The organism is Serratia marcescens, assembly GCF_001902635.1.
Lineage (GTDB): Bacteria > Pseudomonadota > Gammaproteobacteria > Enterobacterales > Enterobacteriaceae > Serratia > Serratia marcescens_F.
Genome location: NZ_MJAO01000018.1, coordinates 94283 through 117502 on the forward strand (window position 1 = coordinate 94283; position 23220 = coordinate 117502).

15 protein-coding genes, 1 tRNA gene and 1 other RNA gene are annotated in these 23220 nt (G+C 61.1%); 3 read left to right on the plus strand and 14 right to left on the minus strand.

Translation table 11 applies throughout. From position 1 onward, the window contains the following. Positions 1-81: 81 nt before the first annotated feature. The 6 genes from bcsC to bcsR form a co-directional block, all read right to left on the minus strand. Positions 82-3555, minus strand: a complete 3474-nt coding sequence (gene bcsC, locus BHU62_RS17990; protein WP_073533220.1) for a cellulose synthase complex outer membrane protein BcsC — start codon at positions 3553-3555, stop codon at positions 82-84. Then, the gene (bcsZ, locus tag BHU62_RS17995; protein WP_073533245.1) at positions 3537-4649 is read right to left on the minus strand and encodes a cellulose synthase complex periplasmic endoglucanase BcsZ; all 1113 of its coding nucleotides are present in this window, start codon (positions 4647-4649) and stop codon (positions 3537-3539) included. Before bcsZ ends, bcsC begins: the two co-directional genes overlap by 19 nt. Before the next feature lie 5 nt (positions 4650-4654). Further along, the gene (gene bcsB / locus BHU62_RS18000; RefSeq protein WP_073533221.1) at positions 4655-6964 is read right to left on the minus strand and encodes a cellulose biosynthesis cyclic di-GMP-binding regulatory protein BcsB; all 2310 of its coding nucleotides are present in this window, start codon (positions 6962-6964) and stop codon (positions 4655-4657) included. A gap of 62 nt (positions 6965-7026) precedes the next feature. Then, entirely contained in the window at positions 7027-9630 is a 2604-nt protein-coding gene (gene bcsA, locus BHU62_RS18005; RefSeq protein WP_073533222.1) for a UDP-forming cellulose synthase catalytic subunit, read from the minus strand. Next, on the minus strand, positions 9627-10367 hold the full coding sequence (gene bcsQ / locus BHU62_RS18010; protein WP_073533223.1) for a cellulose biosynthesis protein BcsQ: 741 nt from the start codon (positions 10365-10367) through the stop codon (positions 9627-9629). The genes bcsA and bcsQ overlap by 4 nt, the downstream gene beginning before the upstream one ends. A gap of 3 nt (positions 10368-10370) precedes the next feature. Further along, the gene (gene bcsR, locus BHU62_RS18015; RefSeq protein WP_073533225.1) at positions 10371-10562 is read right to left on the minus strand and encodes a cellulose biosynthesis protein BcsR; all 192 of its coding nucleotides are present in this window, start codon (positions 10560-10562) and stop codon (positions 10371-10373) included. 189 nt (positions 10563-10751) lie between these two features. Between bcsR and bcsE the strand changes: the two genes are divergently transcribed. From bcsE to bcsG, 3 genes are read left to right on the plus strand one after another with little or no spacing between them, the layout of a single operon-like run. Then, complete coding sequence (bcsE, locus tag BHU62_RS18020) at positions 10752-12320, plus strand: cellulose biosynthesis protein BcsE (protein ID WP_073533227.1); 1569 nt, start codon at positions 10752-10754, stop codon at positions 12318-12320. Beyond that, positions 12307-12510, plus strand: a complete 204-nt coding sequence (gene bcsF, locus BHU62_RS18025) for a cellulose biosynthesis protein BcsF (RefSeq protein ID WP_004934139.1) — start codon at positions 12307-12309, stop codon at positions 12508-12510. The genes bcsE and bcsF overlap by 14 nt, the downstream gene beginning before the upstream one ends. Continuing rightward, entirely contained in the window at positions 12507-14162 is a 1656-nt protein-coding gene (gene bcsG / locus BHU62_RS18030) for a cellulose biosynthesis protein BcsG (protein WP_073533228.1), read from the plus strand. The genes bcsF and bcsG overlap by 4 nt, the downstream gene beginning before the upstream one ends. A gap of 296 nt (positions 14163-14458) precedes the next feature. On the opposite strand, the gene dppF is transcribed toward bcsG, so the two are convergent. From dppF to BHU62_RS18070, 8 genes are all read right to left on the minus strand, one after another. Next, entirely contained in the window at positions 14459-15448 is a 990-nt protein-coding gene (gene dppF, locus BHU62_RS18035) for a dipeptide ABC transporter ATP-binding subunit DppF (protein WP_073533229.1), read from the minus strand. Further along, positions 15445-16425 carry a dipeptide ABC transporter ATP-binding protein gene (gene dppD / locus BHU62_RS18040; RefSeq protein ID WP_073533230.1) on the minus strand — a complete coding sequence of 327 codons (981 nt, stop codon included), beginning with the start codon at positions 16423-16425 and terminating at the stop codon, positions 15445-15447. Before dppD ends, dppF begins: the two co-directional genes overlap by 4 nt. 15 nt (positions 16426-16440) lie before the next feature. Beyond that, on the minus strand, positions 16441-17343 hold the full coding sequence (dppC, locus tag BHU62_RS18045; protein WP_073533231.1) for a dipeptide ABC transporter permease DppC: 903 nt from the start codon (positions 17341-17343) through the stop codon (positions 16441-16443). 11 nt (positions 17344-17354) lie between these two features. After that, complete coding sequence (gene dppB / locus BHU62_RS18050) at positions 17355-18374, minus strand: dipeptide ABC transporter permease DppB (protein WP_073533232.1); 1020 nt, start codon at positions 18372-18374, stop codon at positions 17355-17357. Positions 18375-18544: 170 nt separating this feature from the next. Next, positions 18545-20152, minus strand: a complete 1608-nt coding sequence (gene dppA, locus BHU62_RS18055; RefSeq protein ID WP_073533239.1) for a dipeptide ABC transporter periplasmic-binding protein DppA — start codon at positions 20150-20152, stop codon at positions 18545-18547. A gap of 601 nt (positions 20153-20753) precedes the next feature. Beyond that, positions 20754-22445: a glycosyl hydrolase family 18 protein gene (locus BHU62_RS18060; protein WP_073533241.1), complete on the minus strand. Its 1692-nt coding sequence runs from the start codon at positions 22443-22445 to the stop codon at positions 20754-20756. Between the two features lie 447 nt (positions 22446-22892). Next, positions 22893-23021: non-coding RNA, RtT sRNA (locus tag BHU62_RS18065), on the minus strand. 35 nt (positions 23022-23056) lie between these two features. After that, positions 23057-23133 (minus strand) — tRNA-Pro (locus BHU62_RS18070). Positions 23134-23220 lie beyond the last annotated feature (87 nt).

Consider the following 23220-nt stretch of genomic DNA (forward strand, 5'->3'; position numbering starts at 1 on the left):
TCCTAAAGCGGACAAACGCCACCCGGACACAGGGTAACAAAACTCCCCTGCGTCCGACACTCCGAATCTTTCCCCTTCCGGTTACTTGAAGTCGGCGTAAGGCGTCAACGGCTGAGGAGGCAAATCGAGATCCCCCTGCCAGCCGGCCAGGGAATAACGCAGATAAATCAACGCATGGCTCGGCGTATAGTCCTTCGCCTGCTGAATATCGATGCCAGCGCCGAGCGTCCAGTGTGAACTGAGACGGCGTTCGACAATCGCCCGCAGGGTGTAGCCATAGCCGCTGGAGGCGCTGCCGTCCTCGACGGCGAACTTGTCGGGCAGCGAATCCGGGATCAGCCCCGGCAGCGGATAACGGTGCTGGCTGTTGGTTTTCGAATGGGACAGCGACACCGAGCCGCCCAGCTCCCACGACCAGTTTTCGGTGCGCTGGCGATAGTTGACCGGCAGCGCCAGCGACAGGTATTGCTGCGGGCTGTAATAGCCACCCTGCCCCAGCGAATAGCCACTCAAATCTTTCTGGTAGTGCCACAGCATGGTATTGAGCCCAACGCTCAGGCGACGGTCGTCTTCGTTGATCAGTTTGTAGTAATAGCCGGCCATCAACCGCTGCCGCTGGTTGTCCGCCACATTCTTGCCGGTGATCTGATGCGCACTGAGATCGGCCCAGACGCCGTTCGCCTCTCCACGATCGTAGCTGGCGCTCAGGCTGACGCCGGTGGCGCGCACGCCGCCCCAGGTAATGCCGGTATTCGGGTCTTTGGCGCCGCCGAACGCCAACAGCGAACTGGAGATCGGCCGCCGCGAGGCCGCCAACGTCCAGCCGATATGATTCCAGTCGCCGCTGTAGGCTAGGCCGCCGGCCCAGTCGACCACCGCAAAGCCCATCGGTGTGGTGCCGACATCGGCGGCCCAGCGATCGTTTTTCCAGCCGATCGCCACGCTGGTGCCGGTGGTTTTCTGGTGTTCGTCACCGCGGCATCCTTGCGTGTGGCAGGTGCCGAAGGTCTCGTAATAGTTACCGCTGCCGTCGGTCGAGAAGCGGCCGGCGTCCAGTTGAACGGTGTCGGTGCGCAAGAACGCGCGCCCGTCATACAGCGGCATGTCCACCTGCAGCATAGTGTCGTGCGCGTTAAAGTCGGAAATGCCGCCGGTGCCGCTCGAGCGCCAGTAATCGTGATCGAGCGTGACGTTCACGTCTTGCTGCCGGTACAGATCCGCGGCGTCGGAACGGATGCCGCGTTTCAACCAGTCGTCGCCCGGGTTATTGCGCGTTAGATAGGTGTAACTGTCATTATCCTGCGGCAGCGTCGGCGTAATGCCGCCGGCCACCATCGCCTGCCGGTAATCCTGCTGCGCCTGCTCCGGCTGCCGCTGCGCCCGTTCCAGACGGGCGGCGTCGCGGTAGATCAGCGCCTTGGTCTGCCCGACAGGCTCCGATGCCGCCGCCGTTTTCAGCCGGCCGAAAATAGCCTCGGCCTGCTGCGGATCGCCGACCGCACCCCAGGCGTTGGCGACCCTGCGCTGACTGTTGAGTGACGCGTCTTGCGGCTGCGGTTCGGTCTTCAGCCGCTGGCGAGCCGCGTCCAGATCCCCCTGCGCGACATAGGCTTCGATTTCGCCCAGCTGCGCGTCCGGGTTGTTCGGTTCACGCCGCTTCACCCGCTGATAATCGTCCAGCGCCGCCGCATACTCCCCGCGCGCCAGCGCCCAGTCGGCCAGCAGCAGATCGATACGTGTGTCCGCCGGCTGCTTGCGCAAGTAGGCCTCCGCCGCCGGTTCGTCACCGGCCGCCCGCAGCCGTTCGGCATGATCGATCACCGCCTGCATTTTCAGCCGCTGCGCCAGTTCGCGCATGTTGTCGTTCCACTGCGCAGCGGGCAGCGTATTGAGCTGCGCCAGCGCCTGATCGTCGCGATCGCTGCCGGAAAGATAGAGCGCATAAGCATAGGCCAATTGCGGATTGGCCTGCTGGCGCTGCGCCAACTGCCGGAATAAGGCGTCCGCCTGCTGCGGCTGCCCGGCCTGACGCAGCGCCTGCGCGTAGCGATAAGTCAGCCAGACATCGTCGGGATCCATCTGCCGGGCACGGCGATAGACTTCTGCCGCCTGCCGCCACTGCTGCTGCGCCGCCAGCGCCTCCGCCTGCTGTTTCAGCATGTCGATCCGCAGCCCGTCGAGGGTGCTGCGCAGCTTGGCCTGCTGGCTGCGCGGCAGCCCGTTGAGGTAGGCCAGCGCTTTTTCCGGCGACTGCCGCTGGTAGATATTCACCAGACCGCGCAACGCGCTACCGTTGCCGGGATCGCGCCGCAACGCCTGTTGATAAAACCCTTCCGCCGCAGCGTCATCCTTGCTCGCCACCGCCACATCGCCCAGGCCGATAAATGCGTCACCGTCGCTGTCGTCGAGCTGGCGCGCCTGCTGATATTTCTGCCGGGCCAGCGGCAAATTGCCGGCCTTCAGCGCCTTGTCGCCCTCGTCGATCGCCAGCCAGTAGCCGGTGCTCTTGATCAGGCTTTGCCACTTACCGCTGTCGTAGCCGTTTTTATCGGCCGCCAGCGCCTTGCGGAACAGCATCAACGCCTGCGCCCGGTCGCCGGCGCGTGAATAAGCCTGGCCGAGCGCGCCCAGCACGTCGGCGTCGTTCGGTGCCGCCGCCAGCGCCTTTTGCAACTCAGGAATGGCCGCTCGGCTGCCGCCTTTATCCACCTCCGCCAGTCCGCGCATCCGCGCCTGATAGGCCGGATCGGCTAGCAGTTTCTGCTGTCTGGCCAGTTCTTCACGGGCGCTGGTCACCTGATCGCCGGTGTCGAACACACCGAGAAAACGGTTAAGCGCCGCCACGCTCTGCGCGCTGACCGGCATCGCTTTCACCTTGCCCAGCCACAGCTCGGCGGCATCGCCACGCCCGGCCGGATCGGCGGCAACCTTCTGCAGCAGATCATAGGCCTGCGCGTCCTGATTTTGGCTGAACAACATGCGCGCCAGCGACATGCGCAGCGCCCCGTTGCCGGGATATTGCTGGTCCAGCGCCTGCAGCTGTACCAACGCCTTCGCTTCCTGCCCCGGCAAGCGCGCCACCAGCCGCCAATACTCCACCGCCAGATCGAGCGTCGGCGGTTCACCGTGGAACAACGCATCGTACTGCGCCTTGGCCTCCGGCAACCGGCCGGCGGTCGCCATCAGGCGCGCCTGCTGCAGCTTTTCCCGAGTTTCCGGTTGGGTCAGCAGCATGTTCATCTGCGCCTGGCGATAGGCGCCGGACTGCGGCGCAAGGGTTTTCAGCTTGTCCAACTGCTGCTGCGCCAGCGCCATGTTGCCCTGCCGCAGCGCCAACCGCATGCGCGCGGCGATCACGTCCGGGTTGTTCGGATCCATCAGCTCGAGCCGGTACAGCGATTGGCGCACCAGATCGTCCTTATTGCCGGCCTCGCCAATGCGTACCTGCTCCAGCAGCCACTGCTCCGGGGCCACGGCTTCCGCGGCGCGCGCCTGCGGCAGCATCGCCAGACTCAGCGGAATCAAATTCAGCCAGTTTATTTTGAAGTTGTGCATTGGCCGTCCCACGAGGGTTGCAATTCACCCTGACGATTAAAGCGATAACGATGTTGATCCCACCCCTGACCGAACAGCGTCAGCGAGGCACTGAAATAGGCGTCGTCACCCGGCGGGTGATCGCTGATGCGTTGCCGCTGCACCGCCAGCGCCTCGGCCTGCGCCGCCAGCATCGGCAGCAACGAGGCGGAAAAACCGACCGGGCCATCGCCGGTAGTTTTGCCATTGGCGGTATCGGTTTTCTCCGGCGGCACGCCCTGTTTGGCGGTGAGCTGCGCCATTGGCTGGAAGCGTTCGAGCAGCGCAGCCTTGTGCTCATCGTCGTCCGCCAGCATACCGGCCCACAGGTAGACCCGAATGGCGTCGTAGCTGCCAACGTTCGGCTTGACGGTGTCCGGCTGCCAGCCGGCGCCGACCCGCCACACCACCCAGTCCGGCGAGAAACCGTGCGGCGCGGTGTCCAGCCATAGCCGCTGATTGACCTGACGCATCGCACGCCACGGACCGTTCAGCGCCGAAAAACGCGCCAACAGCTGCGGCGGCAGGTAGCTGGGATTCAGCCGCCAGCGATCTTCCGCCACGAACCCGACCTTGCCCGGCAGCAGCATCAGGCCCAGGCCGGGAATATCGGCCACTTCTTCGCGACCGATGCGTTGCAGCAACAGCGTCCCCAGGGTTTGATAACGCCGGATTTTCCACAGACGGCCGGCTTCAAGCAGGTTGTAAGCGATCCACAGGTCGGCGTCCGACGCCGAGTTGGCGTCCAGCACCTTCCACCGTTTGTCGTCGCTCTCGCCCCACAGCCAGGCGGGCAAACGGGCGCTGAGATCGCCCGCCGCCAGGTTGTTCTCCGTCCATGCCAGCAGCAGGTCGAAAGTTGGCCGATCGTTGGCCACCAGGGCGAAGAACAGGCCGTAACTCTGCCCCTCCGAGGTGGTGATTTTGTTCGGGCTGCTCGGATCGATCACCCGCCCCTGTGGACTGATATAGAACTGTTTGTACTGTTGCCAGCCCGGCCACTCGCAGGCCGCCGCCGCGCTGAAAGCGCACAGCAGCAGCATGCCGAGCGACAGGCGTTGCAGCATCGCACTCACCGCCGTCAATCCCGATCTTCAGGCGCCAGACGGCGCCGGCTGATGGCCTTCAGGCCGCGCCACAACATCAGCCCCAGGATCACCACCAGCACCACCGCGATCACCGCCAGCAGCACCGGATGGGTGGAGAGGGCATACCACAGCCGCTCCCACCACGGCAGGTGGCCGACATAGTAAACATCGCCGACGCGCAGGCTGTTGACCCCCGATTCGCGGATCACCGCTACCGAGCCGAACACCGCGGCGCGCTTGCCGCTGTCCAGCAGGGCATCGTTCAACAGCTCATAGCCGCGCGGGCTGTCCGCCAGCAGCGCCACAATGCTGCGCTGGTCGTTGAACGGCGACTGTACGCCGATGATCGCCGACATCGCGCCCTCGGCGCGGACGGTGGTTTTGCTGTCCGGCTTGGTATCTTCCGCCAGCACCTCCGCGCTGGGCATCGGCGGCTGGCGCGTCGGCTGTTTCACCCAGCTTTGCGTCGCATCGACCAACAGGCTGACTTTCTTATCGTCACGCAACTCCGGCGGAATGGTGCCGACCATCAGGATATCGTCGTCGCGATCCTTAGCCTGCGACCAGTCGTCGCTCAGCGTGAAGGCCAGCGCCGGATAGCCGGTTTGCGCGCCAATCACGCCCAGCGCGTTCAGCAGCGCGCTGACCTGCGGCGGCTGCGGTTTCTGGTTCACCAACACCAGCGTTTGCGACAGATCTGCCAGGCGGCTGAACGGGAAACCGGCGTTGGCGAAGGCGCGCAAATCCGGCATCGCCATAAAGTGGCGGTAGCCGGAGAAATCGATGGTGGAAGCACCGTCGATCACCGCGTGGTTTTGGGTAAAGGAGTAAGTCTCGCAGCGCCCTTCCGCGCCGCTGGCCAGCAGCGTGGTGTAGTCGAAGTCAAAGCGCAGCTGGTTAGTGGCCCCCAGCCGCAGCGCCGGGATAGTGACGCTCTTGTCGGAGTCGAGCAGCCCCTGCGTCAGCGGCAGGCGCAACAGCTGAGTACCCTGCTCATGTTCCGGCACCAGCGAGTAAGCCTGGACGAACTGATTGTTCAGGCTGACGCTCAGCCGCGAACCGTCCTGAATGCGCGGCGCGGTGTAACGGTATTTCAAGTGCATGTCGATGCCGGTACTGCGGATCAGGAACAGGTCCGGCGGCAGGTTCATGGTCAGCGAAATCGGGCCGGGTTCGATGCCGCTGGTCTGCAGCTGTTCGGCGTACTGCTGCAGCTCGGCGAAGGTCATCGGCCGATCGGTGCGCACCCAGTTCGGCGCGTCGTAAGGCTGGCGCGGCGCCAGCTGTTCCACTTTGTCCACCGTCACGTTCTGGCCGCGGAACAGGATGTTGCCCTGCGCGATGCCTTTTACCGCGGTGACCAAATCGTTGTCGTCACGCCCCTGGATCAGCAACAGCTTGACGTACGGATTGTCCGGGTGGCTGATCATCTCCACCGTCGGGCCGTTGACCGCCGGATAATCGCGCAGGAAATCCGGGCGCTGCTGATTGGTGGCGAAGACCACCGCGTGCTGCGTCGGCAGCGCGTTGTACAGCGCCGGGAAGGATTGCCCGCGCCACTGCGCCTTGCTGCCGAACCACGAGGCCAGAATGCCTGCCGCGCGCTGCTGGGTGAGATCCGGCTGGCCGGCGAACACCATCGGCAGCGTCAAAGGCCGATTATCGCGGCCGTCGAAGAACGGCTCAGGGAAGTGCGACAGTTCGTTTTTCAGCGGCAGCGTCTGGAAGCGCAGCTGCAGCGCGCTGGACTTGCTGACGTCGAGCCACAGCGAAGTGCTGGCCGGGTTTTCGCAGATGTTCTGATAATGGCCGACAAACACCAGCCTGACACGGTTAAAATCGGAGATATAGCGCGGATCGATCGCCATCTGGATGCGATTGGGTTTGCCCAGCTGCTCCTTGGCGATAGTGGTCACGCCCATCAGCTCGTCGTTCAGGTAGACCTTGACGTGCGATTCCACCGGGATCAGCGCCGGCGATGGCGTAAACTCCATATCGAGCATCGCCTGCGACACCACCTCATCGCTGCGTACGCCGAATTCGATCTGCCCGTCCGGCCGGGTGCCGCGCAGAATAAACGCCCCCGGCGGCGGCGCAATCTGCGCAAACGGCAGCGACACGTCGCGCACCGGCGCATTCGGATCCTGCGGCACGGCGGCCAGCGGCAGCGGCGTGGTCGTCGCATCGGTCGGCACGGCGATCGGCGGTTGTGCCGTCACGGTCGGCGCGGTAGCGGTTTCGGCCTGCGACAAAGTGCTGATGCCTAAGGCCAGAGCAGTTAACCAGGTTATTTTTCTCGTCATCGTATCATCATCAATGTTGGAGCCTGTTCACCGGGCGAGTGAGCGGGCGGTTGAACTCGCAGCTAACCCACTGTTTCTTGTTGACCCAAGGACGGATCCCTGCCGACGCCGCGCGGAATAAACGACACTACCCAGGCAGTCAGCGAAGTGACCCCGACCAGCAGACCACGCACCAGCGGCGGCGCGTAGTCCGCCATGCGCACATACCCCCGGAAACCCAGCGCCAGAACGTCGCGCAGGCTTTCGATCGGTCGGTCTTCAGGGAACCCGTCCTGCCACAGCGCCCAGGTATCGGCGCGGGCGAAGGTGCACTGAATGAAATCGATGTGTTCACGTGTGGAGAGTTCGACCAGGCGTACCCCCACCTTGCTGCCGAAGGCGCGCGTCACCACACAGGGGAAGCTGTACTCCTGCTGGCCGCGCTTGAGCAGCAGCGAGACTTTGTCGCCGTCTTTCAACGCATTCTCCACCCGCATTTCGATGCCCACGCCGCCATCGGAGTAATCGCGCAGCGTGCAGGGGTACAGGTGGCCGTCGGCGCGCGCGATCGCCGCCGGCATGGCGATTTCCACACGGTGCGCTTGGCGCACCTGCTTGGCCTCCACCGCCACCGCCACCGCGCCGCCGAGAATGGTCATGTTGTACAGCACCCATACCAGGCTGATGATCACCGTCATCACCTCGTTCGTCGGGCCATAGGCCAGCCGCCAGACGCCGAACGCCAGCCCGGCCAGGTTCAGGATCACCAGGAACATGTAAGGCCGAGTGATCACCCAATCGACGTGTTCCTCTTCCACCAACCCGCCCTTGGCGGTGACGTTGAATTTGCCCTTGTGCGGATTGAACAGCGCCACCGTCGTCGGCCGCGCGATATACCAGGCCAGCACCGTTTCATAGATTTCGCTCCAGAACGAATGGCGGTATTTCCCCTGGATGCGCGAGTTGGTCAGGCTGGCGTGGATCATGTGCGGCAGCACATAAAGCGCGATCGCCAGCGCCGGCGCGAAGATGATGTAGGCGTGCAGCAACAAGAACGCCAGCGGCGCGGTAAGGAAGATCAGCCGCGGAATGCCCGACAGGAAGTGCAGCATGGCGTTGGCGTAGCACAGACGCTGTGCCAGTTTCAGCCCCTTGCCCAGCAGCGGGTTGTCCAGCCGGAAGATCTGCACCATGCCGCGCGCCCAGCGAATGCGCTGGCCAATGTGCGCCGACAGGCTCTCGGTCGCCAGCCCGGCGGCCTGCGGAATGCGAATGTAGGCCGAGGTGTGCCCGCGCCGGTGCAAGCGCAGCGAGGTATGGGCGTCTTCGGTAACGGTTTCCACCGCGATGCCGCCGATCTCGTCCAACGCGCTGCGGCGCAGAATGGCGCAAGAGCCGCAGAAGAAGGTGGCGTCCCACATGTCGTTGCCGTCCTGCACCAGACCGTAGAACAAGGTGCCCTCGTTGGGCGTCTGGCGGAAGCGGCCAAGGTTGCGCTCGAACGGATCCGGCGAGAAGAAGTGGTGCGGGGTCTGCAGCATCGCCAGCTTTTTGTCTTTGAAGAACCAGCCCATGGTCAGCTGCAGGAAGGAACGCGTCGGCACGTGGTCGCAGTCGAAAATCGCCACGAACTCGCCGGTGGCCTGCTTCAGCGCATTGTTGATGTTGCCGGCCTTGGCGTGTTCGTGGGTCGGCCTGGCGATGTATTTCACCCCCACTTCGGCGGCGAACGCCCGGAGTTCTGGGCGGTTGCCGTCGTCGAGAATATAGATGTTCACCTTCTCCTTCGGCCAGTCGATGCCCAGCGCCGCATAGATGGTCGGCTTCACCACCCCGAGATCTTCATTGTAGGTCGGCACCATCAGATCGATGGTCGGCCAGGTCGCGCTGCCTTCAGGCAGCGGCACCGGCTGGCGGTTAAGCGGCCAGATGGTTTGGAAATAGCCCAGCACCAGCACCACCCAGGCGTAGGTTTCCGCCACCAGCAACAACAGACCGCACACCAGGCTAAGCGGGTCGTCCCAGTTCAGCGTGGCGGTATAGCGCCACCACAGGTAGCGGCAGGACACGGTCAGCGACAGCACGATCAGCATCAGGCCCGGCAAACGCCCCGGCACCCGGCGCACCACCATCGCGATCCCCCACAACAGCAGGACGAACACGAACTGCGCCGGCAGATCGAACGGTTGCGAGATGCACAGCATGGCGAGGCCCGCCGCCAGCACGCTGACCAGAATAAACAGCACGCGCCGCATGCCGCGGCTCATGCGGCCAAGGCGTTCCACCGAGCGCTGTTCCACGCCGGCGTCTTTCAACCGTTGCGGCAGGCTCTGCAGCCCGTCGGCGTAGCGCTGCTGCAAGCGGCGCCAACCGGCGAAATAGTCGCGCTGCACCGGCGCCCGGCCACTGCGGAACAGCAGCAGCCACAGCCCCTGCAGTAGATAACGCAACGCATCCGCCGGGCGCGGGCGTTCAGCGGAGAGGTGCGGGAACCAATAAGCGCGGCCGGCGCGCACGCGCCGCCAGGCCGGCGACTCGAAGCGCAGCAGCAGCCACCCCAGCGCCACCAGCAGCGTGGCGAAAAAGGCGGCCGCCGCCGACGCGCCGTTGCGGCGATAGCCGCGGTAACGCGCCTGCACCGCCTGACGCACCGGCGGCACCAGCAGCAGGCTCAGCACCCGGCTCATGGCGCAACGTCCCGTTTGAGGTTGATCAGGCACCAGTTGGCCAGCGTCAGCACTTCATCCGCCGCCAGGCTTTCGGGGCGGTACTCGCCCAGCGGCTGTTTAACCGCCAGCGCTTCCGCCAACGCTTCATCGCGGTGGATCACCACCGGCAGCAGGCCGCTCAGGGTTTGCAGCCACAGCTGATGCAGATCCTGCTGCAGCTGGCTGGCGGAGGCGTAGTGGTTAACCAGGAAACGGCAGCCGTTCGGCAGCGTCTGCTGATGAAGCCGTACCTGGCAGTTGGCGTCGGGGTTCAGCAGCATGAACACGCTGTCGGCAAGCTGCAACGCCTGCTGCGCCAGCACGCCATCACCGACCGGGACATCCAGCAGGATCCAGCGCTGCGGCTCGCCGGCGATCAGTTGGCGCATATTTTCGCGCCAGCGTTCGGGATGGTCCCGACACTGGCGTTGCATTTCCAGCTGTTCCGCCGCATTCAGGCGGCCAAACGGCAGAAAATCGAGGTTTTCACAGTAACGCAGCGCGCCTTCCTGCCAGCCGCCGCCGTCCCGCTCCGCGCGGGCCCAGCCGCGCGCCAGCTCGAACGGCGTATTGAAATGCAGGCGCAGCAAATTGTCCGGCGTGAAATCGATCGCCAACACCGACTCGCCCAGCTGCTGCAACGCCCAGGCGAGCGCCGCCGTGACCGATGTCGTCCCCATTCCACCCCGCAACCCTTGCAGCGCGATCACCGGCATAGATCAGTGGCTCCCCGTGGTCTGCGCCAATTCGGCCAGCAGCGGCCAACGCGTCATCATTTGCGCTAGCCGCTCCTGCCGTGAAACATCGACATAGCTTAATTTTGGCAATGAAAAAGCCTGGCTGAGCGCCTGCAGGTCATCCTGGCTCTCCCCAGGTGCCGCTGCACGAAAATGGGTGGGTGAGTTATTCATTCTTCCGCCTTGGCAAAAATAGGCTATGTTAATTAACTATAGCAACGATACAAAAAGAGAGAGGCAATAAGATGATTCTCAACAAATATTGTCGAAGAACTTCGGAGATTTGTTATTGCCAGAGTAAAAATGGCTATCTTTAAATATAAACGCCTTTAGTCGGCTTTCAACGAAAGTAGAACACATCCTATGGCGCACTCTTTTTCTCTAGGCATTCGGCAGATTTGGGAAGAACTGGCGGTGATGCAGGCTCCCGGGCTTTATTGGATCAATATCGACCGGCAAAGCGACGCCGCGCTGCTGTGTCGACAAACCATCGCCGCCCAGCCGGCCACCCACAAAGTCGCCCTGATCTGCAGCGGTGACAAACCCGAGCGCCTGCTGGCCGAGCTGGCGTCGCCCGCCTTGCAGAAGCTGCCGCTGTATCAATTACCGGAGAAAAAAGCCGCGCTGACGCATTTCAGCGATGATCTGATGCGCGCCTTGCGGCCGCAAAATCGTTTGTTAATCCTGCTGGCGCACGCCAGCCTGTGGCAAACCTTCACCACTGAAGAGCTGCGCGCGTGGACACTTGCCCTCTCCGCCTGGTTGCGGCAGCAGGGGTGTACGCTGTTGATCCTCAGCCACGGCGGCGGCATCAACAAGCTCAAGGGGCAGCTCAGTGCGCAGCACCGCATCCTGAACGGCCTGTCCAGCCTGCAGTGGCAGCAGGACAGCGCGCAGTACCTGGTGAACTGGTGGAGCACCGAAAACGGCATCAACGCCAATCAGCTGCTGACGCTGTACGCCGCGGAAGGCGGCTGGCAGGGCGAGGACGAAAACAACCAGCCCTCGCCTACCGCCTTGCGCAGCGACGAAGGCCAGTATCTGGCCGAGCGCAGTATTCTGGAAGGCGCGCCGCCGCTGTCCGCCAACTGGCAGCTGCTGGAGAGCAACGACGAACTGGCGCAGCACGGCATGCTGAGGCTCTCGTCGACGCTGATTTTCGCGTTGTACCAAAGCGATCAAATCGACCATTTGGCGCACCAGATCCACACCCTGCGCCGCAGCCGCGGCAACGGCCTGAAAATCGCGGTGCGCGAGATGAGCGCCAGTTTGCGCTACAGCGACGAGCGGCTGCTGCTGGCCTGCGGCGCCAACCTGATCGTGCCGCACGTTGCGCCGCTGTCGCGTTTTCTGACCATGCTGGAAGGCATCCAAGGGCAGCGCTTCTCACGCCATGTGCCCGCCGACATTGATGCATTGCTGGCCGGTCTGCGTCCGCTGCAGCTGAAAGGCTATATGCGGCCGGAAGCGTTCAGCCAGGCAGTGCTTTCGCTGATGGGCAACACGCTGCTGCCCGAAGACGGCAAGGGCGTGATGGTGGCGCTGCGCCCAGCCACCGGCCTGCGCGCCGAACAAGCGATAACCTTGTGCCATCTGCGGCGTTTCGGCGACGTGATGACCGTGGCGCAGGGCCGATTGGTGCTGTTCCTCTCCACCTGCCGCATCAACGATCTGGATACCGCACTGAAGTTCATCTTCCGTCTGCCGGTGGATGAAGCCTTCAGTAACCGGGTGGTGTGGCACCAGGATGTCGATATCACCTCTGAAATCAAACGCATGGCCCAGGGGCGTTGGCAACTTTCGGCCACCGGCGCCACCGGCATCGCGCCGCGCCCCAGCGTTGAGGTGGCCGCTGAGCCCGTGGAACGTCGCCAACCGGTCGCTTTCACGCTGTCTCTAGGCCCGCAGGAGGCAAAGCATGCTGAACCTTAACGACATCGTGCAACTGATCCTGCTGTGCGCGCTGATCTTCATTCCGCTGGGTTACGCCTTTCACCGGCGGTTTCCGCATTTGCGTCAATACTGGCAAAACCTGTTGTTATCGCCGCGCTATTTGAAATCCGCCGGTTTGTGGGTGCGCACAGGCTCCTCATCTCAGATTAAACGTAAGAAGCAGCCATGAATCCAAACTCGAATACGCAATCCGATAACGCTCTGTGGCGCTACTGGCGCGGGCTGGGCGCCTGGAATCTCTATTTTCTGGCCAAGTTTGCCCTGCTGTGGTTCGGCTACCTGAACTTCCATGCGCTGCCGAACCTGGTGTTCATGGCGTTTCTGCTGATGCCTATCCCCTCGCAGCGCCTGCACCGCTGGCGTCATTACCTCGCCATCCCGATCGGTATCGCGCTGTTTTACCACGATACCTGGCTGCCGGGCATCAACAGCATTCTCAGCCAAGGCTCGCAGCTGGCCGGCTTCAGCGCCCAGTATCTGCTGGAGCTGATTAATCGCTTTATCAACTGGCAGATGATCGGCGCCGCCTTCGTGCTGCTCATCGCCTACCTGTTCGTCGCACAGTGGGTGCGCATCACGGTGTTTACCGTGGCGGTGCTGGCGTGGCTCAATATCGTCAACCTCGCCGGACCGGCGGTTTCGTTGCTGCCGGCCACGTCCACAGCTTCCGCCGGCGGCGCCAACTCGACGTCCGCAACCGCGCCGGCGGCGGGAGATAGTGCGCCGGCAGACAACCTGCCGCCGACCAGTGCCAACCTGACGGCCTATCTGAATCAGTTCTACGATCGGGAAAAAGGCCGCGCCACCGCGTTCCCGGCCTCCTTGCCCGCCGACGCCCAGCCGTTCGATCTGCTGGTGATCAACATCTGTTCGCTGGCCTGGGCCGATATGGACGCGGTCAACCTGCAAAATCACCCGCTGTGGTCGAAGATGGATATCATGTTCGACAGCTTCAACTCGGCCACCGCCTACAGCGGCCCAGCCTCCATACGACTGCTGCGCGCCAGCTGCGGCCAGCTTTCGCATCACGATCTGTATCAGCCGGTGAACCAGCAGTGTTATCTGTTCGACAACCTGGCGAAGCTTGGCTTCAAGGAACAGCTGATGCTCGACCACTCCGGGGTGTTCGGTAACTACCTGAAAGAGCTGCGCGAACAGGGCGACATGCAGGCACCGCTGATATCGCAGGCCGGCATCAGCAACGAGCTGACGTCGTTTGACGGTGAACCGATTTATAACGATCTCGAATTGCTGACCCGCTGGCTGGATCAGCAGCAAAAAGCCGGCAACGGCCGCACCGCCACTTTCTTCAACGTCATCCCGCTGCACGACGGCAACCGTTTCGTCGGCGCCAACAAGAGCGCCGACTACCAGCCGCGCGCGCAGAAGCTGTTCGATCAATTGAACGCCTTCCTCGACCAGCTGGAGAAATCCGGCCGCAAAGTGGTGGTGGTGATCGTACCGGAACACGGTGCGGCGCTGGTGGGCGACAAGATGCAAATGTCCGGCCTGCGCGATATCCCCAGCCCGAGCATCACCCATACGCCGGTCGGCATCAAACTGGTGGGCATGAAGACGCCGCACCAGGGCAGCCCGCAGCAAATCAAAACGCCGAGCAGCTATCTGGCGTTGTCGGAGCTGGTGTCGCGCCTGGTGGACGGCAAGGTCTTCAGCGAGGCCAGCGTTAACTGGCAGGCGCTGACGCAGGGGCTGCCGCAGACTCCGGTCATCTCCGAAAACGACAACGCCATTGTGATGCAGTATCAGGGCAAACCCTACATTCGGTTAAACGGCGGCGACTGGGTGCCTTATCCACAATAAACGCGGCTCCATCGCCCAAAAGCACGCCGACGGCGTGCTTTTTTTTGTGCTTCATCATAGAAAAATGATGACGCTCGTCGACCGTAAAAATGCTATTTACGGCAAGGTGTTAACACCTATTATTCGCTTATTAATCACATACGAAGATTCTTAAAAAAATAACCATATTTCAGGCATTCTTGGAATATCAAATAAAAATCGCGGTTATAACGGTTTGCCAATAATTAACTCGTTGATCGAAAAATAAAAAACGCCGGCGTTATGCCGGCGTGAGTTTAAGCGGAGCAATCGACGGTTCACGTCCCCGGATGTTCGTCCTGATCGACCGCGAAGCAGGCCACCATCTGCGCACCATACTGTTTCAGCTGCGGCGGCAGCTGCACGCAGGTACCAAAGGCACGGCGGCAGCGGGCATTGAACGCGCAGCCCGGCGGCGGGTTCATCGGGCTGGGCAGCTCACCGGTCAGCTTGATGCGCTCGCGACGCATATCCGGGTTCAGCCGCGGCGTCGCCGACAGCAACGCCTGGGTGTACGGATGGCGCGGATTGTTGAAGATCGCCTCTTTGCTGCCCTTCTCCACGCAGCGGCCGAGGTACATCACCATCACCTCATCGGCGATATGCTCCACCACCGACAGATCGTGCGAGATAAACACGTAGGACAGCCCCAGCTCCTGCTGCAGATCCATCATCAGGTTCAGTACCTGAGCGCGCACCGACACGTCCAGCGCCGACACCGGTTCATCGGCAATCACCACGTCCGGGTTCAGCATCAGCCCGCGGGCGATGGCGATACGCTGGCGCTGGCCGCCGGAGAACATATGCGGGTAGCGGTCGTAGTGCTCGGTCTTCAGGCCGACCTTCGCCATCATCTCCAGCGCTTTTTCCCGCCGTTCTGCGGCGCTGAGCGAGGTATTGATCAACAACGGCTCCTCGAGGATCTGCCCGACCTTCTTGCGCGGATTGAGCGATCCGTAAGGATTCTGGAACACGATTTGGATCTTCTGGCGCCGCAGCTTCTCGGCGGACGCATCCGGTTTCAGCAGATCCTGCCCCTGGTAGTACAGCTCACCGCTGGTCGGCACTTCGATCATCGTCAGCAGGCGACCGAGCGTCGATTTGCCGCAGCCCGACTCGCCGACCACCGCCAGCGTTTTGCCCCGCTCCAGGGTAAAGGAAACGCCGTCCAGCGCCTTGACCAGCCGCTCCGGCGCGAACAGGCCCTTTTTCACCGGGTAATACTTCTTCAGGTCAATCGCCTGCAGTAAAGGTTGATTCTGGCTCATACGGTCGGCCTCCCCGCATCATCCAGCGGTGTGTGACATTTAACCTGACGCCCGGGAATGCTGCGCAATTCCGGCTCCTCGATACGGCAGCGCTCGTTGGCATACGGGCAACGCGGGTTGAGCAGACAGCCAGTCGGGCGATCGTATTTGCCCGGCACCACGCCCGGCAGCGAAGCCAGCCGCGCCTTGTCGGCGGCGAACTCCGGCAGCGCGCGCAGCAGCGCCTGGGTGTAAGGGTGGCGCGGGGCGCGGAAAATCTCCGCCGCCTTGCCGGATTCCACCACCTGGCCGGCGTACATCACGATGATGTGATGCGCGGCTTCCGCCACCAGCGCCAGATCGTGGGTGATCAGCACCAGCGCCATGTTTTCGCGCTGCTGCAGGTCCAGCAACAGTTCTATGATCTGCGCCTGGATGGTCACGTCGAGCGCGGTAGTCGGCTCATCGGCGATAAGTAGCTTCGGCCGGCAGGCAATCGCCATGGCGATCATCACGCGCTGGCTCATGCCGCCGGAAAGCTGATGCGGATACACGTCCAGCCGCGAGGCCGGATCGGGGATGCCCACCTGCGTCAACAGATCGATGGTGCGCTGGCGGCGGGTGCGGCGGTTGCCGCCCTGATGCACCTTCAACGCTTCCATGATCTGGTAGCCGACGGTATAGCACGGGTTCAGGCTGGTCATCGGATCCTGGAAGATCATCGCCACTTCGGCGCCCACCAGCTGGCGACGCTCCTTCTCGGAGATCTTGAGCAGATCCCGGCCGTTGAACTCCAGTTTGTCGGCCATCACCTTACCGGGGAAATCGATCAGCCCCATGATCGCCAGCGAGCTGACGGATTTGCCGGAGCCGGATTCGCCGACGATGCCGACCACCTGGCCTTGCTCCACGCTGTAACTGATGCGGTCTACCGCGCGGAACGGGGTGCCTTCGTCACCGAAGTGCACCGAAAGTTTGTCTACATTCAATAACGCCATCTCTCTCGTCCTCTGTTACTGCTTGAGTTTGGGGTCGAGAGCGTCACGCAAGCCGTCCCCCATCAGGTTGAATGCCAGCACCGTCAGCAGGATCGCCAGGCCGGGGAAGGTCACCACCCACCAGGCGCTTTGCGCGAACTGCAACACGTCGGAGAGCATGGTGCCCCACTCCGGCGTCGGCGGTTGCGCGCCCATGCCCAGAAAGCCGAGAGCGGCCATGTCCAGAATGGCGTTCGAAAAACCGAGAGAAGCCTGAACGATCAACGGCGCCAGGCAGTTAGGCAAAATATTGACGAACATCTGGCGCAGCGCGCCGGCGCCCGCCACGCGCGAGGCGGTAACGTAGTCGCGGTTAACCTCCACCAGCACCGCCGCGCGCGTCAGGCGCACATAGTGCGGCAGAGCGACGAAGGTCAGCGCCAACGAGGCGTTGACGATCGACGGCCCGAATACCGCCACCAACACCAGCGCCAGCAGCAGACTCGGCAGAGCCAGCATGATGTCGACGACGCGCATGATCACCGCATCCACCACGCCGCCGAAGTAACCGGCCAGCAGGCCGAACACCACGCCCATGATCAGCGACAGCACCACTACCAGGCAGCCGACCAACAGCGACAGGCGCGCGCCGTACATCAGGCGCGACAGCACGTCACGGCCCACATCGTCGGTGCCGAGGATATATTGCCAGCTGCCGCCCTCTTGCCACACCGGCGGCTTGAGCAGCGCGTCGCGGAATTGCTCCGCCGGCGCATGCGGTGCCAGCAGCCCGGCGCCGAGCGCGATCACCAGCATCAGAACGATATAAATCAGGCCGACCACGGCCCCTTTGTTGCGCTTGAAATAGTGCCAGAACTCCTGAAACGGGGTCATCGGCTTCGGCGCACCTTTAACTACAGACTCAGCGATTTGAGACATAAGAGCGCCCCTTATTTCTTGTGGCGAATACGCGGGTTGACCACGCCGTAGAGCACGTCTACCAGCAGGTTAACCAGAATGATCATACAGGCGACCAGCAGCACCCCGCCCTGCACCACCGGATAGTCGCGGCGCTGCAGCGCGTCGATCAGCCAGCGGCCCAATCCTGGCCAGGAGAAGATGGTTTCGGTCAGAATGGCGCCGGCCAGCAACGTACCGACCTGCAGCCCAATCACCGTCACCACCGGCAGCAGCGCGTTGCGCAGCGCGTGAATGACGATCACCCGCATGCGGCTCACGCCCTTGGCGCGCGCGGTGCGGATATAGTCTTCCCCCAACACCTCCAGCATCGAGGATCGGGTCATGCGCACGATCACCGCCAGCGGAATGGTGCCCAGCACGATGGCGGGCAGGATCATGTGCATCACCGCGTCGACGAAATCGCCCGGCTCGCCCCAGATCAGGGTGTCTATCAGCATGAAGCCGGTCAGCGGGTGGCTGTCGTCGAGGAATACCGTATCGCTGATGCGCCCCGACACCGGCGTCAGGTTAAGCTGCACCGACACCAGCATGATCAACATCATGCCCCACCAGAAAATCGGCATCGAGTAGCCGGTCAGCGAAATGCCCACCGCGGTGTGATCGAATATCGACCCGCGTTTGACCGCCGCCAACACCCCGACCGGGATGCCCACCAGCACCGCGAAGATCATCGCGCAGAAGCCCAGCTCCAGCGTGGCCTGGAAGCGCGGAACGAATTCGCTCCAGACGGGGATGCGGCTTTTGAGTGAGGTGCCCAGGTCGCCGTGCAGCACGTTGGACACGTAGGATAAATATTGTTGATAGAGCGGCTTGTCCAGCCCCATTTCCGCCATCAACTGCGCGTGGCGTTCAGCGGAGATACCGCGTTCCCCGGCCATGATGGTCACCGGGTCGCCGGGGATCATATGGACGAATGCAAAAGTCAGCAACGTAATGCCGATAAACGTTGGGATAACTAACCCCAAACGTCGGAGTATGAACTGCAACATATCCCGAACTCTCTGTATCAATGCCCGGCAGCTCATCGTCCGCCAGGCTTATTAACGCTCACATGCCTTTGAACGATTCGACGGCCATACGCCGGAGACTGGTCAGCAGGGGCGCAAACCTGTTGCGCCCCTGCAAGTCCATTCGTGCGTCTCCGGTTAAGCGGTCGGAATCAGTCTACAGAGACATTCTCGAAGTGATGCTTACCAAGCGGATCCACGACGTAGCCCTTCACTTCCTTACGTACAGGCTCGTACACGGTGGAGTGCGCGACAATCAGCGCCGGGGCCTGATCGTGCATCACTACCTGCGCCTGCTTGTACAGTTCGATACGCTTGTCATGGTTGGATTCGGCGCGCGCCGGTTGGATCAGATCTTCAAACGGCTTGTAGCACCAGCGGGAGTAGTTGGAGCCGTCTTTCGCCGCCGCGCAGCTGAACAGCGTGGCGAAGAAGTTATCCGGATCCCCGTTGTCGCCGGTCCAGCCCATCATTACCGTCTGGTGCTCGCCCGCTTTGGCGCGCTTGAGGTATTCACCCCACTCATAGGTCACGATTTTGGCCTTCACGCCGATCTTGGCCCAGTCGGCCTGGATCATTTCCGCCATGCGGCGCGCGTTCGGGTTATATGGACGCTGTACCGGCATCGCCCACAGGTCGATGCTGAAACCGTCGGCCATGCCCGCTTCTTTCAGCAGCTCTTTCGCCTTGGCCGGATCGTAAGCGTAATCCTGCACCGCGTCGTTATAGCCCCACATGGTCGGCGGGATCAGGTTCTTGGCCGCCTGGCCCGCGCCCTGATAGACCGCGTCGATGATCGCCTGCTTGTTGACCGCCATGGTCAACGCCTGGCGCACCTTCAGGTTATCCAGCGGTTTTTTCTCGACGTTGAACGACAGGTAACCCACGTTCAGGCCCGGCTGTTCCATCAGGTTGATGGACTTGTCTTGCTTCATGCGGGCGATATCGGCCGGGTTCGGGTACGGCATCACCTGACATTCGTTTTTCTGCAGTTTGGCGTAGCGCACGGAGGCGTCAGGCGTGATGGAGAACACCAGGCGATCGATCTTCGGCTTGGTGCCCCAGAAACCGTCGAACGCTTTGTACAGGATCTTGGAGTCTTTCTGGTATTGCAGCAGCTGGAACGGGCCGGTGCCGATCGGGTTCAGGTCAACTTTCTCCGGCGTGCCTGCTTTCATCATCACGTCGGCGTATTCGGCGGACAGGATGGATGCGAAGTCCATGCCCAGATCAGCCAGGAACGGCGCTTCCGAGCGGTTCAGCACGAAGCGCACGGTGTTGTCGTCCACTTTTTCGATCTTGGCGATCAGCTTCGGCATGTCCATGCCTTCAAAGTATTCGTAGCTGCCGCCGGACACTTTGTGATAGGCGTTGTTCGCATCTAACTGGCGCTCAAAGGAGAACACCACGTCGTCGGCGTTAAAATCGCGCGTCGGTTTGAAGTCTTTGCTGCTCTGCCACTTCACGCCTTTGCGCAGGTGGAAGGTGTAGGTTTTGCCGTCTTCGCTGACGTCCCACTTCTCAGCCAGGCCCGGCTGCAGTTCGGTGGTGCCGATTTTGAATTCGACCAGGCGGTTGTAGATAGGCACCGAGCTGGCGTCATAGGTGGTGCCGGAGGTGAACAGCTGCGGGTTGAACCCTTCCGGGGAACCTTCAGAACAGTAAACCAACGTCTTGGCCTGCACGCTGGCCGCCACGGTCAGCGCGATCAGCCCAAGGCCGAATTTCAAAACCCCCGATTTACCCAAGGAACGTGTCATCGTTAGTGCTCCATTGTGTGATGTGATGTGTGTAATTGCCGCCAGACCTGTATTTTTTGTTGCGTGGCCTGTGCGGTCAGCGCCCGAAGGCAGGAAGAGTATGGCGCGAGAATGCCGGATGGAACGCATCGCGGCGGGGACGTCTGAGCGCGTGGAATTCACTCAAACAGCTCTCGCTCTTACCCCTGAGGCTATCAAGTTGCCAACTGTTTGGGGTGTCGTCAATATAACCAGTGGGGATTTGCGCAGACTGTGAGAAACAGCAAACAAACATAAAAAAAACCTTTTGTTAACAGTTACAGCATGAAAATTTATGCTAAGCGGTCATTTTTAGCGCATTGGTCTGACCCTCATAAACTTACTGGTTTTTAACTCCGCTAAAAAACGCAAAAACTTTGTTGCTGAATGCTGAAGATCTGAACGGTTATTTTTGTGATCGCCGTTGAAGACAGGAGGAAATGCTGAAAGATTACCCAAAAGGGTGAGTCCGATGACCGCGTTTTGGGCAGGGCATGACCACAATCTGTGCAGCGTAAAAAAACTTTCGGCGGCGAAAAAGCCGGGGGCGAAAGGATATCCCCCGGCAACGTACTGCAACCGATTATTGCACGCCGGCGCTGTTGCCCAGGCTGGCGTTCATGCTGTTGAGAATATCGCCGTTGTCCGCATCGATCTCCCAGGAGAACAGACCGCCCAACTGCTTATCCAACACGTACTTGCCTTTAGCCTGTACCGAGCGGGCGTCGTCGAAGGTGATCAGATCGCCGGTGGAAGGTTTGAACACGTAAGGCGCTTCCGCCGTGGCGTCGTAGGTGTACTGCCACTCGCCGCTCATAAACTGGCTGGCAATTTGGCGATAGTCCACGATGCCGTTCTCCCAGGTGCCTTTGACCGGCCCGGTGGCGGTGCCGGTGAACGGAATAGCGTTCTGGTAGCCGTTCACTCCGGTCCAGCCGCGGCCATACATGGCGGTGCCGACCACGATCTTGCCCGGCTTGACGCCCTGCGTCAGCAGCGCATTGACGCCGTTCACCGTGGTATAGGCGGTGTCCGGTTTCCATGTCGGCGCATTCAGCGCGGTCTGATGCCCCAGGTTTTTCAGATCGAAGGCGCCGTAGAAGTCGTAGCTCATCAGGAAGATGTGATCCATCGAGTTCTGCGCGGTGTTGTAATCCACCTTGTCGATCTTGTCCTTGCCGGCGCTGATGGCGGAGGTCAGTTCATATTTGCGGCCGGTTTCCGCCGACAGCTGATCCAGCATCGCCCGCAGCTCCTTCATCAGCAGCACATAGGTTTCCCCATCCTGCGGGCTGCCCAGGTTCGGGTTGGCGCCTTTGCCGCCCGGGAATTCCCAGTCGATATCCACGCCATCAAAGAACTTCCAGGTCTGCAGGAACTCTTTCACCGAACCGACGAAACGATCGCGCTTCACCTTGTCGCCCATGAAGAAGAACGGGTCGGACAGCGTCCAGCCGCCGATAGACGGCAGGATTTTCAGGTCGGGACGCGCCTGCTTCAGCGCCATCAGCTGGCCGAAGTTGCCCTTGTAGGGGTCATCCCAGGCGGTGACGCCCTTCTGCGCTTTTTGCAGCGCGGCGAACGGATCGTGGATCGAAACTTTGAAGTCCTCCCGGCCCTGGCAGGAACGCTGCAGCGCCTGGAAGCTGCCTTCGATCTCTTTCAGGCTGTCGTTGATGCCGTTGCCGCCGCAGATCGGGATAAAACCGTACAGCAGGTGGGTCAGGTTTTGCGCCGGGATCTTGTCGACGGTGAAATTGCGCCCGTAAACACCCCACTCAACAAAATAGGAACCGACGACTTTGCCGGAGTTCTGCTTATACGGTTTATTCTTTTCCAGCAGCGGCTCTTTCAACGGCGCCAAATGGCTGCCGTCGGTGTCGGCCACCACAATTTCGGTAGCGTCGCTGGCGGTGCAGCCGTCGGCATTACACAACGCCACCTGCATTTGATAACGGCCGCCTTTATTTACTTTAAAATTCGCCGTGCCGGAAGAACCGGTTGAAGGACCGCTCCATACCTCTTTGCCATTTAATAAAATTTTTGCCGTAGAGCCAGTGTCGCCATTCCATAAATTCCAGGAGACCGAAACATCGGCGGCATTTTTTACCTTCACCAGATTATTATAAGCGGTGGCCGCCTGATCGACTTCAACGATGGCGAACTTGGTGTTGCCCCAGGCGATGGTCGGTTTGCCCGGTGCGGCGGCCTGTGCCGCGGAACACAGCGTACTGCCGATCAACAGCGCCAACAGCGGTTTATTAAATTTGCGCATAACTGATTCCTTTATTCCAAGAGGATAAACATAAAAGAGTTAATCGTCGCCATACATTGCCGAAGCGAAATGATTCCGCAATAATCTGCGAAGATTAAAGTCAATAAATAAACACAGCCTTTCACCACTCAGCGAAAATAATCATTCCCGCTTCGTCTATTCAGACTATAGGTAAAAAAAACGTGAAAACAAGAGCGCTATCAACCGGGTTTTATTCTGCAAGCGTGAATTTATTTAAATATAAAACAAAGAGCCTAGTGGGAATAAGGAATGTGAATTAGTTAATCGCAAAGGATAAATACTTTTCACCAAGGCGGAGGATTGACGCCTTGGTGACGCCGCCCTGCGGGCCGTTGCTCAAACGAGGCCGGGTGTGTCCGCAGAAGAGCGAATCTCATAAACTTCAGGCGAAAAAAAACCTGCTTTAAAAAGCAGGTTTTTCGAATGTGGTCGGCGAGAGAGGATTACGCGCATCTCTGATGCGCGCCCTGCGGGCCGTTGCTGAAGCAACGTTGTCTCGCTACGCGAGGCTCGAACCTCCTGCGGAGGTGCTCATCCTCATAAACTTCAGGCGAAAAAAAACCTGCTTTAAAAAGCAGGTTTTTCGAATGTGGTCGGCGAGAGAGGATTCGAACCTCCGACCCACTGGTCCCAAACCAGTTGCGCTACCAAGCTGCGCTACTCGCCGATGCGGGGCGCATCTTACTGCTGGCGGTTATAGGCGTCAATCACTTTTTTGCCCCTGCATTTCAAGTGGTGATAAAAGCGCCATAAT

Bases quoted from the DNA above. Each gene is read 5' to 3' on its own strand.
- dppA (WP_073533239.1), bottom strand. From the start codon at position 20,152: ATGACACGTTCCTTGGGTAAATCGGGGGTTTTGAAATTCGGCCTTGGG.
- dppD (WP_073533230.1), bottom strand. From the start codon at position 16,425: ATGGCGTTATTGAATGTAGACAAACTTTCGGTGCACTTCGGTGACGAA.
- bcsE (WP_073533227.1), top strand. From the start codon at position 10,752: ATGGCGCACTCTTTTTCTCTAGGCATTCGGCAGATTTGGGAAGAACTG.
- dppB (WP_073533232.1), bottom strand. From the start codon at position 18,374: ATGTTGCAGTTCATACTCCGACGTTTGGGGTTAGTTATCCCAACGTTT.
- bcsQ (WP_073533223.1), bottom strand. From the start codon at position 10,367: ATGCCGGTGATCGCGCTGCAAGGGTTGCGGGGTGGAATGGGGACGACA.
- bcsF (WP_004934139.1), top strand. From the start codon at position 12,307: ATGCTGAACCTTAACGACATCGTGCAACTGATCCTGCTGTGCGCGCTG.
- bcsC (WP_073533220.1), bottom strand. From the start codon at position 3,555: ATGCACAACTTCAAAATAAACTGGCTGAATTTGATTCCGCTGAGTCTG.
- bcsG (WP_073533228.1), top strand. From the start codon at position 12,507: ATGAATCCAAACTCGAATACGCAATCCGATAACGCTCTGTGGCGCTAC.
- bcsA (WP_073533222.1), bottom strand. From the start codon at position 9,630: ATGAGCCGGGTGCTGAGCCTGCTGCTGGTGCCGCCGGTGCGTCAGGCG.
- dppC (WP_073533231.1), bottom strand. From the start codon at position 17,343: ATGTCTCAAATCGCTGAGTCTGTAGTTAAAGGTGCGCCGAAGCCGATG.
- dppF (WP_073533229.1), bottom strand. From the start codon at position 15,448: ATGAGCCAGAATCAACCTTTACTGCAGGCGATTGACCTGAAGAAGTAT.
- bcsB (WP_073533221.1), bottom strand. From the start codon at position 6,964: ATGACGAGAAAAATAACCTGGTTAACTGCTCTGGCCTTAGGCATCAGC.
- BHU62_RS18060 (WP_073533241.1), bottom strand. From the start codon at position 22,445: ATGCGCAAATTTAATAAACCGCTGTTGGCGCTGTTGATCGGCAGTACG.
- bcsR (WP_073533225.1), bottom strand. From the start codon at position 10,562: ATGAATAACTCACCCACCCATTTTCGTGCAGCGGCACCTGGGGAGAGC.